This is a genomic window from Sutterella parvirubra YIT 11816 (genome assembly GCF_000250875.1).
Taxonomy (GTDB): Bacteria; Pseudomonadota; Gammaproteobacteria; order Burkholderiales; family Burkholderiaceae_F; genus Sutterella; species Sutterella parvirubra.
Window position 1 is genome coordinate 72,042 of record NZ_JH604988.1, and the last position, 13,017, is coordinate 85,058.

8 protein-coding genes are annotated in these 13,017 nt (G+C 65.1%); 2 read left to right on the forward strand and 6 right to left on the reverse strand.

Annotated elements, in window-relative coordinates:
- Positions 1-70: 70 nt before the first annotated feature.
- The 5 genes from HMPREF9440_RS07120 to HMPREF9440_RS07140 form a co-directional block, all read right to left on the reverse strand.
- Positions 71-880, reverse strand: coding sequence for an exodeoxyribonuclease III (locus tag HMPREF9440_RS07120; protein WP_008542841.1), 810 nt, complete (start codon positions 878-880; stop codon positions 71-73).
- On the reverse strand, positions 877-2,934 hold the full coding sequence (locus tag HMPREF9440_RS07125) for a M3 family metallopeptidase (RefSeq protein WP_008542842.1): 2,058 nt from the start codon (positions 2,932-2,934) through the stop codon (positions 877-879). Before HMPREF9440_RS07125 ends, HMPREF9440_RS07120 begins: the two co-directional genes overlap by 4 nt.
- A 39-nt stretch (positions 2,935-2,973) precedes the next feature.
- Complete coding sequence (gene folD, locus HMPREF9440_RS07130) at positions 2,974-3,819, reverse strand: bifunctional methylenetetrahydrofolate dehydrogenase/methenyltetrahydrofolate cyclohydrolase FolD (RefSeq protein ID WP_008542844.1); 846 nt, start codon at positions 3,817-3,819, stop codon at positions 2,974-2,976.
- Positions 3,820-4,026: 207 nt separating this feature from the next.
- Positions 4,027-4,806 carry a response regulator transcription factor gene (locus tag HMPREF9440_RS07135; RefSeq protein ID WP_008542845.1) on the reverse strand — a complete coding sequence of 260 codons (780 nt, stop codon included), beginning with the start codon at positions 4,804-4,806 and terminating at the stop codon, positions 4,027-4,029.
- A 46-nt stretch (positions 4,807-4,852) separates the two neighbouring features.
- On the reverse strand, positions 4,853-7,252 hold the full coding sequence (locus HMPREF9440_RS07140; RefSeq protein ID WP_008542847.1) for an ATP-binding protein: 2,400 nt from the start codon (positions 7,250-7,252) through the stop codon (positions 4,853-4,855).
- A 108-nt stretch (positions 7,253-7,360) separates the two neighbouring features.
- Between HMPREF9440_RS07140 and rpiA the strand changes: the two genes are divergently transcribed.
- On the forward strand, positions 7,361-8,035 hold the full coding sequence (gene rpiA, locus HMPREF9440_RS07145; RefSeq protein ID WP_008542848.1) for a ribose-5-phosphate isomerase RpiA: 675 nt from the start codon (positions 7,361-7,363) through the stop codon (positions 8,033-8,035).
- Positions 8,036-8,149: 114 nt separating this feature from the next.
- On the opposite strand, the gene HMPREF9440_RS07150 is transcribed toward rpiA, so the two are convergent.
- The gene (locus tag HMPREF9440_RS07150) at positions 8,150-8,422 is read right to left on the reverse strand and encodes an oxidative damage protection protein (protein ID WP_008542850.1); all 273 of its coding nucleotides are present in this window, start codon (positions 8,420-8,422) and stop codon (positions 8,150-8,152) included.
- Between the two features lie 157 nt (positions 8,423-8,579).
- Here HMPREF9440_RS07150 and hrpA point away from each other — a divergent pair, with 157 nt between their 5' ends.
- The gene (gene hrpA / locus HMPREF9440_RS07155; RefSeq protein ID WP_008542851.1) at positions 8,580-13,013 is read left to right on the forward strand and encodes an ATP-dependent RNA helicase HrpA; all 4,434 of its coding nucleotides are present in this window, start codon (positions 8,580-8,582) and stop codon (positions 13,011-13,013) included.
- Positions 13,014-13,017 lie beyond the last annotated feature (4 nt).

Sequence of the window (13,017 nt, forward strand, 5' to 3'; positions counted from 1 at the left end):
CGCATGGAGGGTATGGATCGGTTCGTCGGCCGACATCGACCGACGTCGGCCGATCAACCGATCATGGACCTCATCGGAACGTCACCGTGACGGGCGCATGGTCCGAGGGTTGCGGCAGCGCCCGGGGGCCTTCGACGATCGCGGCGGCCGTGACGTCGGGACGAAGCGCATCCGAGACCAGCGTGAGGTCGATGCGAAGGCCCTCGTTCTTTTCATACCCGCGCGAGCGGTAGTCCCACCACGAGTAGGTCTTGGGAGCCTGGGGAAAAATCCGGTACGCGTCCGAGAATCCCAACGTCATCAGGCGCCGGAGCGCACGGCGCTCCGGCGCCGAGACGAGGAGGTTGCCGCGCCACACGGCCGGATCCCAAACGTCCGCGTCTTCGGGCGCGATGTTGAAGTCGCCCGCGACGATGAGCCGCGGGGTGGTTTCGAGCATCTTTGCGACGGCGATCTGGAGGTCCGAGAGCCAGTCCATCTTGTGGAGGAACTTGCGGCTCCCCGGCGCCGAGCCGTTCGGGACGTAGACGTCGACCACGCGGAAGGCTTCGCCCCCCTTGGGGCGAAGCGTCAGGGCGAGAAAGCGCCGTTGCGGATCCGTCCGGCCGGGCATCTCGAGGAGCACGTCCTCGGGACGAACCTCCTCGAAGCGGTCCTTCCGGAAAAGCACCGCCACGCCGTTGTAGGCGCGCTCGCCCGTGAAGCGGACGCCGTAGCCCAGACGCTCGAAGTCGGACGCGGGAAAGACCGCGTCCGTCATCTTCGTTTCCTGAAGCGCCAACACGTCCCAACCGGTCTCGCGAAGGAGGTCGAGGACCTGGTCCTTGCGGACGTTGAGCGAATTGACGTTCCAGCTCGCGAGGGTGATGGGTTCGCTCATCGGGCGGCCTCGTTGTCCGTGAGCAGACCGCTCTGGCGCAGGAGCGCGTTCGGGGTCGGACGGCGGCCGCGGAAGGCGACGAAGTTCTCCATCGCGTCGCGGCTCGAACCCCGCTCCAGGATTTCCGTGAGGAACCGGCGCCCCGTCTCGGGGTTCGTCACGCCCGTTTCTTCAAACGCCCCGTAGGCATCGGCCGAAAGGACCTCCGCCCACTTGTAGCTGTAGTAGCCGGCGGCGTAGCCGCCCGCAAAGATGTGCGAGAAGCTCTGCGGGAAGCGGTTGTAGGCGGGCGGGAAGCTCACGGCGACTTCCTGCCGCACCGCTTCGATCGTCTTCTGCACGTCGTCCTTTTCAGGGTCGAACGACGTGTGGAGGATCATGTCGAAGAGCGCGAACTCCACCTGACGCACGCAGGCCATGCCGCTCTCGAAATTCTTCGCGGCGAGCATCTTCTCAAAAAGCTCGTCGGGCAGAGGTTCACCCGTCTCGACGTGGCGCGTGAGGCCGCGCACGACCTCGCGCTCCCAGCAGAAGGTCTCCATGAACTGGCTCGGGAGTTCGACGGCGTCCCACTCGACGCCGTTGATCCCGGAGACGGCGTGTTCGGTCTGCGCGGTGAGGATGTGGTGGAGCGTGTGGCCGAACTCGTGAAAGAGCGTCGTCACTTCGTCGTGCGTCAGGGTCGCCGGGGCGCCGTTGACGCCGGGGGCGAAGTTGCAGACGAGGTACGCGATCGGCGTGACGAGGCCCGCCGCCGTCATCTCGCGCGAGCGGTCCGAATCCATCCAGGCGCCGGAGCGCTTTCCTTCGCGGGCGTAGAGGTCCGCATAGAATTCCGCGATCGTCTCACCATTCCGCTTCACGACGAAGAACTTCACGTCCGGGTGCCAGACGCTCGCTTCCGCTTCTTCGATCTTGATGCCGTAGAGCGTCTCCACCAATCCGAAGAGCCCGGCGAAGACCGTGGGCTCGGTGAAGTAGCGCTTCACCTCGGCGTCCGAATAGCTGTAGCGCGCTTCGCGGAGCTTTTCCGACGCCCACGCCTGGTCCCAGGCGCAGAGCTCCGCGAGCCCCAATTCATCCTTCGCGAAGGCGCGCAGTTCCGCCATGTCGCGCTCGGCCGCGGGCTTCGCGTGCTTGGCGAGGTCGCGCAGGAACGCGAGCACCTCGTCGCCCGAGCTTGCCATCTTGACGGCGAGCGAGAGCTCCCCGTAGTTGGGGAAGCCGAGAAGCTTCGCTTCCTCCGAACGGAGCTCGAGAATTTCGCGGATCAACGGCGTGTTGTCGAACTTCCCGCCGTCGAACTCGGCCGCACGGGTCGAAAACGCCTTGTAGACCGTCTCGCGGAGGTCGCGGTCTTCGCAGTACTTCATGAGCGGCAGATACGAGGGGTACTGCAGCGTGATGCGGTAGCCGTCTTTCCCGGCGCTCTGCGCGCTCGCGCGGTAGAGCGCCAGCGTGTCCTCGGGAATCCCCTTCAGGCGCCCGGCGTCCGGGAGCACGAGCTCGTACGCGTTCGTCGCGTCCAGAAGGTTTTCGCTGAACTTCTGCGAGAGCATCGAGAGCTTCTCGCCGATCGCCTTCACACGGGCGCGGGGTTCTTCGGGAAGTTCGGCGCCCGAGAGGCGGAAGTCGCGGATTTCGCGCTCCAGAATGCGCTGACGCACGGGCGGGAGCGACGCGAAGGCGTCGCTCTCACGGATCGCCTTGTACTTCGCAAAGAGCGCTTCGTTTTGCGAGAGCCGCAGGAAGAGTTCGGTGACGACGGGAAGCCCCGCGTTGTAGGCATCGCGAAGCTCCGGCGTGTCGACGACGCTCTGGAGGTGCCCCACCGCGCCCCAGGCGCGGCCGAGGTGTCCCACGGCGGCGTCGAGCGGCGCCACGACCGCTTCCCAAGTGGCGGGCGTCGCGGGGTCGGTGGCGTGGTTCAGGACTTCTTCGAGCGCCTTCGTCCAGTGCTCGACGGCGGGCGCGACGTGTTCGGGGCGGAGAGCCGCGTAGTCGATGCGGCCGTCCAAGTGCAGAAGCGGATTGAAGTCGGTCTTCTCAGTCATGATTCTGTCGTTCGGGGTGTTCGTTCTCAAGGGGGTGCTTTACTTGGCGCCAAGGCGCATTTCCGCCGAGCGCACCGTGTTGACGAGGAGCATCGCGATCGTCATCGGGCCGACGCCGCCGGGAACGGGCGTCAACCACCCGGCCGCGTCCCGGACGTCGTCCGCGACGTCGCCGCAGAGCCGGCCGTCGGGGCGGCGGTTCATGCCGACGTCGATCACGACGGCGCCGGGCTTCACCATGTCGGCGGTGACGAGGTCGGCGCGGCCCGCGGCCGCGACGATCACGTCGGCGGCAAGCGCAAGTTCCTTCGTGTTGGGCGTGCGGCTGTGCGCGACCGTGACGGTCGCGTCCTTTTCGAGAAGCATCATCGCCATGGGCTTCCCGACGATGTTGGAGCGCCCGATGACGAGCGCGTGCTTGCCGCGGAGCTCATACCCAATGGATTCCAGCATCTCCATCACGCCCGACGGGGTGCAGGGGCGAAAGCCCTCGCGCCCCGTCATGAGGGCGCCGGCGCTCCCTACGTGGAAGCCGTCGACGTCCTTCTCCAACGCTACGGTTTCGATGACGCGCTGAGCGTCAATGCCGCGGGGGAGCGGAAGCTGCACGAGGATGCCGTCAACCGTCGGGTCCTCGTTCCATGCGCGGACCTGGCGGATCACGTCCTCTTCCGTGGCGGTCTCGGGAAGATGCACGGAGCGGGATTCGATCCCGGTGCGCTCACACGCGAGCACCTTGTTGCGGACGTAGACGCGGCTCGCCGGGTCTTCGCCCACGAGCAGAACGGCGAGGACGGGTTTGCGGGGGAGCGCACGGATGCGCTCGGCGAGCTTCGCTTCCATGCTGCGGGCAAGGGCCTTGCCGTCGATCAGTTGTGCGGTCATGTGGAGCCGTTCCCATTGAATGTTGTGGTGAAGCGGATTGTCGCACAGGGTGCGGAAGCCCAACGCGGCCGCCGCGGGCGGCCTTGCAACAATTCACGTGGGTGTGACGGGCGCCTCTTCCGTCACCCTTTAGGAGCGCACGAACGGAAACCGCCCGGAACCTTGAGGATTCCGGGCGGGCGAAGAGGAACGCGGGAAAGAGCCGGTTTAGCTGTGCGGGGTCGTCAGGATCCCGGTGTCGAGACGCGCGTTGTGGTCTTCGTTTTCCGCGGTGTGCGGGAGCCCCGTCTGCGCGGTGTGGCTCGGAAGCGAAGCGATCGCTTCAGCGAGCGTCGAGCTGATCGACGGGAAGAGTTCGGACTTCACGACGACCCGCATCAGGTCGGCGACGGTGCCCGAACCCGTCTTGTCCATGATCGAGGCGCGGTGCGCTTCGACGGTCTTGATGCTGATGCCGAGGTCGTCGGCGATCTGCTTGTTGAGGCGGCCGTTGACGATGCGGTCCAACACCTGCTGTTCGCGCGGCGTGAGCTTTTCGATCAGGGCGCGGTTCTGCTGAAGCACCAGACGGCGGCGGCGCGTTTCGCGCGCACGCGTCAGCATGCGGCTCACGAGGTCCTTGACCTGCTGCTGCTTGAAGGGCTTCTGGATGAAGTCGACGGCGCCGCGCTTGAAGGCTTCGACGGCCTGCGGCACGTCGCCGTGGCCGGTGATGAAGATGAAGGGCGCGTCGACGCGGCGCTTCAGGAGGTGCTCCTGCACGTCCGCACCGGACATCCCGGGCATGCGCAGGTCGCAGAGAATGACCGAAGGGACGTTCTCGTTGAACTGGGCGATGAAGGTCTCACCGCTTTCGTAGTCTTCCACACGGTAGTCGTTCGCCTCCAGCAACCACTTGAGCGAATCGCGGACGTCGCAGTCATCGTCCACGATGTAGACGATGCCGGGAACGTCCGGGGCTTCAGCGGCGAATTCGTAAGGCAACATGGTGTGCGTTCTCCTCGGTTGAATGAATGTGGTCCTTGGAATGGCGTCAAAGATCGGCCTCGGACGACGTCGTCGCCTCGGGTGCGGTGGGCACGGTGAAGACGAAGGTGGCGCCGCCACCGGGGGTGTCTTCGACGGAGAGGCGCCCGCCGTGCAGCTCGACGATGGAGCGGCAGATGTTGAGCCCCATGCCCATGCCCTCGGTCTTCGTCGTGTAGAAGGCGTCGAAAAGCCTTTCTTTTTCTTCGTCGGAGATGCCGGGTCCGTGATCTTCCACCTCAAAGCGTAGCACGTTTGCTTGTTCATTCCGAAGATTTCGGACGCGAACCGTGATCGTGCGGTCGGCGCTGGCGTGCGCGGCCTCCATGCCGTTTTTGACGAGGTTCAAAAGGAGCTGCTCCAAAAGGACGGCGTCGGCGCGCATGACGGGAAGGTCCTCCGGAACGTCGAGACGGATCTCGGCGCCGTACTTCCTCGCTTGAATGACGGCCAATTCCATCGTTTCGTGAATGACGGTCGTGACGTCGACTTCTTCGAGGTGGGGGTCGGTCTTCTTCGCGAACCCGCGGATCCTTTGGATGATCTTCCCGCAGCGGAGCGCCTGGTTTTCGATCTTTTTGAAGGCGGTGAGCGCACGCTCGTTCGTGAGCGTACCGTTTTCCATCATGGTGGACGCCCCGCCCGCGTAGTTCGAAATCGCGGCGAGCGGCTGATTGAGTTCGTGCGCGAGGGAGCTCGCCATCTCGCCCATCGTGACGAGGCGCTGCGTCGACTCGGCGCGGCGAAGCTGCGCTTCACGCGCGATTTCGAGTTCGCGGCGGTCGGTGATGTCGGTGGCGATCAGCATGAGGACGGCTTCGCCCGAGGCCCAGCTGAGCTGCTGCGAGCGCACTTCGAACCAGCGGCCCGTCGGCTCGTCGTAGACGCCTTCGCGGTGCTGCGACGCGGGAAGCTTCGCTTCGCCTTCCAAAAGCCGGACGGCGCCTTCCGTCTTGTTTCCGAAGAGGCGCTCGTACGAGCGGTTCGCAAAGAGCACCTGCGTGCGGTCGTTCGAGAGCACCGCAATCGCGGAATACATCGACTGCACGACGCGGATGAAGCGCTCGTTCGCGGCCTGCATCTGCTCGCGGGCGCGCACCTGCGCGGTGACGTCGTAGAGCGCGCCGATGAAGCCCAGACGCCGCCCCTTTTCGTCGCAAAGGGGCGAGAGGCGCATTTCGGCGTGGAAGCGTTCGCCGGACTTCCTCTTCGCGGTGAAGGTGATGGGTTCGGTCGCCTGCGCGATGAGGCGGGGTTCCGTGAAGCGCTCCTCCATCTCTTCGGTCCAGTAGGTGTAGGGCGGCCGCTGATTGATGAGTTCTTCGGCGCTCCAGCCCATGATCCTCTGGAAGGTTTCGTTCACGTAGAGGATGCGCCCGTTCGCGTCCGTCACGCGAAGACCCACGATCGCGGATTCCGACATCGTGCGGCGAAGCGAGTATTCGGCGAGGAGCTGCCGGTGCGAGCGGTGCTGACGGCGCTGGTAGTGAAAGATCATCCCGATCGAGAAGGCGAGCATGACGAGAAGCCCCGCGACCGCGAGAAGCGGCAGGCGGTTCGTCGTGAAGAGCGCGTGCTCGTAGGAGGTCGAGCGAAGCGCCGTGCGCACGCTCGAAGCCTTCCCCAAAAAGGTGATTGGGGCTTCGTAGACGATCGCGGAGCCGGGCGTCCGGTTGGCGGCGTCCGTCGTCTCGGGAAGGATCGGTCGGCCGTCCGCGATGAATTCGAAGTGGTAGTGCTCGGAGGTGGAGTAGCGGATGATTTCGTTCAGAAGCCGCATGAGGTCGACGCGGGCGACCAAGGCCTGCTGGGGATCCGGCGTCGGGACGATCAGGTCCGCAAAGACGAGGTTCGTGTCGGGGAGCGTGTAGAGGCGCGTGATCGCCGAAGCGTCGTTCGCGATCACGTTCTGAACCGGAGAAATTGTCCGTTCAGGCAGCTTGGCGCCGGTTTCATACCGGCGCTTCGCGGGAGGGATGTTCGAGCCCCAGCTCTGGAGCACCGTACCGTCCTTACCGACCAACGTGATTTCGGACACCTCCCGGCGCTCGTCCATGAGCGTGTAGGCGGAAAGTTCCGCACTCGCCAGAGGGTGGCCGAGTTTGCCTGTGAGGGAGAGCCGCATGCTCGTCTTCTGGAGAATCTCCGCGGTGCCCAAAAGACGCGACTCAAGAGACGAGACGATGAGGTCCGCGGACTGCCGGAGACGAATCTCTTCCGCACGGCGGTCGGCGTCGATCACGATCATCGCGACCCCCACCATGCAGGCCGCAAAGAGCACGAGCGCCGCCCAACTCGCCCAAAGACCGCGCTGCGTGAGGTTCGGCGCGTGGTCTCGGGAATTGAGGCGTTGGAAGGTGTCGGCGATCGACGGATCGTCGTAGTCGTGGGCGGTCGGGGTCTTCATGCGTTTTGAAGAGAGGAAAAGAGTGCTTTCAAGCTCAGAGATTCTAACGAGTACGGTCGGCGAACCCACTAAAATGCGGCCTCAAAGATTCCCTTTCCCCCGATCCCGATGGAGTCCCTTATGACGATCGATCAAAATGCCCTGAAGCGCGAAGTGGCCCGCGCTGCGCTCGCTTATGTTGAAGACGGCCGGATTCTCGGCGTCGGGACGGGTTCCACCGTCGACTGCTTCATCGATCTGCTTCCTGAAATCCGAGAGAAGATCCCGGCCTGCGTGTCGAGCTCGGAACGTTCGACGAAGCGCCTTGAAGCCCTGGGCTTCAAGGTCCTCGACATGAACGAAGTCGACGAGATCGGCGTCTACGTCGACGGCGCCGACGAAATCGATCCGTCCTTTGCGATGGTGAAGGGGGGCGGCGGCGCGTTGACGCGCGAGAAGATCGTCGCGTCCATCTCTCATCGCTTCGTCTGCATCGCCGACCAGTCGAAGAAGGTGGAGGTGTTGGGTAAGTTCCCGCTCCCTGTCGAAGTCATTCCGATGGCGGCCCGCGCCGTGAAGGCGAAGTTGGAGACTCTGGGCGCCACGGTGAAGCTGCGCGACTTCGTGACCGACAACGGCTGCTCGATTTTGGATGCGTCGGGTCTCTCGATCAAGGACGCCCGTGCTTTGGAAGATGAGATCAACGCCTGGCCCGGCGTCGTCACCGTGGGGCTCTTTGCGAACCGCGGCGCGGACGTGCTTCTCTTGGGGACGGCTGAAGGCGTGAAGACGTTTGAGCGCTGAGGCGAACCGGGTGGTCAACTCGGATGAGACCACCTCGCCAACGCCTTCGGATGAAAGAAGGGCCGCACGGCATCGCTCCGTACGGCCCTTCGTGCATGCGAACAGCGCGCAACCTTACTTCGTCGGCGGCACGTAGTTGGGCACTTCCATCTCGGCATCCTCAAAGAAGTAGCGCTCGCACTGCGCCATGAGGTGCTGACGGGCGGAGAGGTCCGCGAGGTTGAGGCCGTACTCGTTGACCATCATCGTCTGCAGACGGGTCCAGTCGGCCCAGGCTTCCTTGCTCACGTGCTGCCAGATGCGCTTCCCGAGTTCGCCCGGGAACGGGGGGTAGTCAAGCCCTTCGGCTTCCTTCTTCAGTTTGATGCACTGCACCATGCGGGCCATGTCGGTCCTCCAATCGGTTGTGTGTCGGGAGGTCCGTGCCTCCCCATAGCGGTGCCGAAAGTCTAATACGGCGCCGCCCGCGCCGTGCGGCGGCGGGACGGAGGCGCTACCATTTCAATCCTTTTGAAATCATTTGACGAACAGAACGGTTGACGCCATGGCCCAAAGTGCACTCTTCGCCGCCTTCCAAAAAGTCCGCTCCGACGTTGACGGCGCCCTGGAGGTGACCCGCCGAAAGGAAGAGGAAAAGCGCGAACGCGAAGAGGCGGAACGCCTCGCCGCCGCGCGCGCGAAGCGTGCGCGCGCTCATGCCCTGGAAGAGAAGGCGAAGGCGGCGGCGCCGAAGGCGACCGCGAAGCCCGCCGGTGAGGCGCCTCAGAAGCCGGCCGAACCCGAGCGCGTCCCCGCACGCGGTGCGGAATTCGCGAAGGGCGCCTTCGGCGCGCTTTTGGCGGGTGCCGCAGAAGGCGCCACCTTTCGGCGAGCTGCACCCCTGAAGGGCGAGCGCCCGGCGCCCTCATTGAAGGACGCGAAGACCGTCCAGCCCCAGTCAACCGACAAATCCGCCAAAGAGAGCCGTGCCTCTGAGGCATCCAATCAGACGGCTCAGCCCACGTCGGCGTCCCGCCGGGACGCCGACCGCAACCGCATCGGCGAGCGTCGGGACGGACGCCGTCAGGCGTCCGAATCCCGCCAGACTCGTGACTCCCGCGACCGTCGTCCCCAGGACGCGAAGCCCAACAGGGACCATGCGGACAGAAAGGACCGTCCCAACCGCAACGCCGAGAAGGCCCCCCGCGGAGAAAAGCGTCCGCGTCTGCCTTTTTCTGAGATCAAGACGCCCATTCCGCCTTTTGAACTGGCGCCGAACCTCCCCGTCTCGATGCGCGCGGATGAAGTGAAGCGCGCGATCGAAGAAAACCGCGTCGTCATCGTATGCGGCGAGACGGGCTCGGGCAAAACGACGCAGCTCCCCAAGATCGCGCTCATGGCCGGGCGCGGCGTCACGGGCCGCATCGCCCATACGCAGCCCCGTCGCATCGCGGCGAGCTCGATCGCGAAGCGCATCGCGGAAGAATTGAAGACTCCTCTCGGAGACGTCGTCGGCTTCAAGGTGCGTTTCACGGACACCACGTCGCCCGGCGCCACGATCAAGCTGATGACGGACGGGATCCTGCTCGCGGAGACGCAGACGGATCCGCTTCTGCTCGCCTACGACACGGTGATCATCGACGAAGCGCACGAGCGCTCCGTCAACATCGACTTTCTGCTGGGGTACCTGAAGCGCCTCCTCGCGAAGCGCCGCGACCTGAAGGTGATCGTCACGTCGGCGACGATCGACGCGGAGCGCTTTGCGGAGCATTTCGCGGAAAACGGCAAACCTGCGCCGATCCTCACGATTTCGGGGCGCACGTATCCCGTCGAAATCCGCTACCGTCCGCTCGAAGACGCGGACGAGACGGACGACCACACCCTCTTGGCCGCCATCGAGCGCGCCGTGTCGGAACTCGAAACGGCGGGCCGAGGCGACATCCTCGTCTTTCTCCCCGGAGAGCGCGAAATCCGCGAGGCCGCGGACTACCTCCGCAAGGACCGCGTGGGCCGCGCCGAGATCCTGCCGCTCTTCGCGAGGCTTTCGGCGTCGGAACAGGAACGCGTCTTCAAACCCGGCCCCATGCGCCGCATCGTGCTCGCGACGAACGTCGCCGAAACCTCGATCACGGTGCCGGGAATCCGGTTCGTGGTCGACGTGGGCACGGCGCGCATCAAGCGCTACTCCTACCGCTCGAAGGTGGAGCAGCTTCTCATCGAACCCGTGAGCCAGGCCTCCGCCAACCAGCGCGCCGGCCGCTGCGGCCGCGTCGCGGACGGGATCTGCATCCGTCTCTACGATGAAGAGGACTTCGCGCGTCGTCCGGCCTTCACCGACCCGGAAATCGTCCGCTCGAACCTCGCCGCGGTGATCCTCCGCTCGATGAGCCTCAAATTGGGCGACGTGCGCGAATTTCCCTTCGTGCAGGCTCCGCCTCCGCGCGCGATCGCGGACGGCTATTCGATCCTGCAGGAAATCAACGCGATCGACGACGCGGGGAATCTCACCGCCGTCGGGCGTGCGCTCGCGAAGCTCCCCGTCGACCCGAAGCTGGGCCGCATGCTCCTGGCGGGTGCCGACTTCGGGTCGCTCCGCGAACTCCTCATCATCACCTCCGGCCTCACGGTGCAGGATCCGAGGGAGCGCCCCTTGGATCAGCAGCAGGCGGCGGACCAGGCGCACCGCCAACTGGCGGACGAAAAGTCCGACTTCCTATCCTTCGTGAAGCTTTGGAACTGGTACGAAGAGGCGAAGGCCGGGAAAGAGAGCAACCGCAAGTTCGAGGCCGAGATGAAGCGCCGGTTCCTGTCGCCGCGCCGCATGCGCGAGTGGTCCGACGTGATGAAGCAGCTGAAGAGCCTTGTCGAAGAGATGGGTTGGCGCATCAACACGGCGCCCGCCACCTTTGAGGAGGTTCACCGCGCGCTTTTGACCGGCCTTCTCGGCAACATCGGGAGCAAGGCGGCGGAAAGCGACTTCCGGCAGCCCCCGTATCTGGGCGCGCGCGGGATCCGCTTCTGGATCTGGCCCGGGTCGATCCGCGTCAAGAAGTCGGGCCGCTGGATCTTCGCGGGCCAGATCATGGAGACGTCGAAGCTCTACGCGAGAATCGTCGCCGACATCGAACCCGAGTGGATCGAACAGGCGGCGGGAAGTCTGCTCAAAAAGAGCTGGTCGGAGCCCCACTGGGAGAAGCGCCGCGGCGAAGTCGTGGCGATGGAGCGCGGCACGCTCTACGGCCTCACGATCTACCAGGGGCGCCGCACGAGCTTCGCGCCTCACGATCTGGCCTTGGCGCGCACGCTCTTCATCCGTGAGGCGCTGGTGGCGGGAGAGATCGACACCGACGCCGGGTTCTTCAAGCACAACCAACGGATGGTGGCCGAAATCCGCGAGCTCGAACACAAGACCCGCCGTCCGGACGTGTTGGTCGACGACGAACTGATCTTCGCCTTCTACGACGAGCGTCTGCCCGCCGACGTGTGCTCGAAGGCGACGCTCGAGAAGTGGGTGAACGCGCAGACGAAGGAAGAGCGCCGAGCGCTCTTCCTCTCGAAGGACGAACTCATGCGCCACGAGGCGGCCGGGGCCGCCACGTCCTTCTTCCCGAAGGCGATCGAAATGGCCGGGGTCTCGATGGCGTTGAGCTACCACTTCGAGCCGGGGAGTCCCAGGGACGGCGTCACGATGACGGTGCCCCTCTTTGCGCTGAACCAAATCGACCCCGTGCGGGCCGAGTGGCTCGTGCCGGGGATGGTGCGCGAGAAGGCGCAGGTGCTCTTGAAGAGTCTTCCTCAAAAGATCCGCCGCCACTGCGTGCCTTTGCCCGACTACGCCAAGGGCTTCTTCGAGCGCACGAACGGGGGCGCCGCGCAGCCGCGCCCCTTCGTCGAGGTGCTCCGGGACGACATTAAGAGCGAGTTGGGCGTGCAGTGCCTCTCGTCCGACTTCAAGACGGAGCAGCTCCCGCCCCACCTGATCCTCAACTTCAAGGTGGTGGACGAACACGGCCGTCAGCTTGACATGGGGCGTAACCTCGCGGATCTGCGCGCGAAGTTGGGCGCGCAGGCGCAGGAGACCTTCCGGAACGTTGCCGCCCGCGACCGCGCGGTCGCGGCGGATCTGGAGGATCAGATCACCGACTGGACGTTCGGGGAGCTCCCTGAGCTCATGGAAATCTCCCGCCGCGGCGAAACGCTGATCGGGCATCCCGCGTTGGTCGACTGCGGCGACTGCTGCGCGATCGAGGTGTTCGACGATCCGCGCGAAGCGGAGAAGGAGCATGTGAAGGGTCTGCGCCGGCTCTTCCGCCTGTCGCTTCGCGAACAGGTGCGCTTCGTGGAGCGGAGCCTGCGTGAATTGGGCCGCATGCAGATGCAGGCCTCGATCGTGCCGGGACTCTCGAGGTCGTTCGAAAGCTTTGAGAGTTTGGAAAACGACGTCGTCGACGCGGTTCTGAACGCGACGGCGCTCCAGGACCCGCGCCCCAACAGCGAAGAAGCCTTCCGCGAGCGCCGTGAGGACGCCCGCGGCCGGTTGGTGTTGGTGGCCGGCGAGATTTCGAGGCTTTTGGCGGAAATCGTCACCCACGCGAACGCGGCGGCCTTGAAGCTCAAACGCATGGGCGCCGAGAAGGAATTGGTCGAAGACGTCGAGGGGCAGTTCCGCAAGCTCTTCCCCGCGCACTTCCTCGTGACGGTGCCGCAGGCGCAGCTCGCGCACTACCCGAGGTACCTCAAGGCGGTGCTTCACCGTTTGGAGCGCTGGGCGGACGATCCGGCGAGGGACCGCGAGCGGCGCGCCGACGTCGAGCGCCTCACGACGCTCTGGCGCCGTGCGGTCGCCGCGCGCCGCGGCGAATACGACGCCAACCTCGAGACCTTCGGATGGATGCTGGAGGAGCTCCGCGTCTCGCTCTTCGCGCAGCAACTCCGCACGCCGATGCCGGTGAGCGTGAAGCGCCTCGAGCGGGTATGGCAGTCGATCGCACGTCTCTGAGAGG

Coding starts and splice junctions, on each gene's coding strand:
- HMPREF9440_RS07120 (WP_008542841.1), bottom strand. CDS start 880: ATGAGCGAACCCATCACCCTCGCGAGCTGGAACGTCAATTCGCTCAAC.
- HMPREF9440_RS07125 (WP_008542842.1), bottom strand. CDS start 2,934: ATGACTGAGAAGACCGACTTCAATCCGCTTCTGCACTTGGACGGCCGC.
- folD (WP_008542844.1), bottom strand. CDS start 3,819: ATGACCGCACAACTGATCGACGGCAAGGCCCTTGCCCGCAGCATGGAA.
- HMPREF9440_RS07135 (WP_008542845.1), bottom strand. CDS start 4,806: ATGTTGCCTTACGAATTCGCCGCTGAAGCCCCGGACGTTCCCGGCATC.
- HMPREF9440_RS07140 (WP_008542847.1), bottom strand. CDS start 7,252: ATGAAGACCCCGACCGCCCACGACTACGACGATCCGTCGATCGCCGAC.
- rpiA (WP_008542848.1), top strand. CDS start 7,361: ATGGAGTCCCTTATGACGATCGATCAAAATGCCCTGAAGCGCGAAGTG.
- HMPREF9440_RS07150 (WP_008542850.1), bottom strand. CDS start 8,422: ATGGCCCGCATGGTGCAGTGCATCAAACTGAAGAAGGAAGCCGAAGGG.
- hrpA (WP_008542851.1), top strand. CDS start 8,580: ATGGCCCAAAGTGCACTCTTCGCCGCCTTCCAAAAAGTCCGCTCCGAC.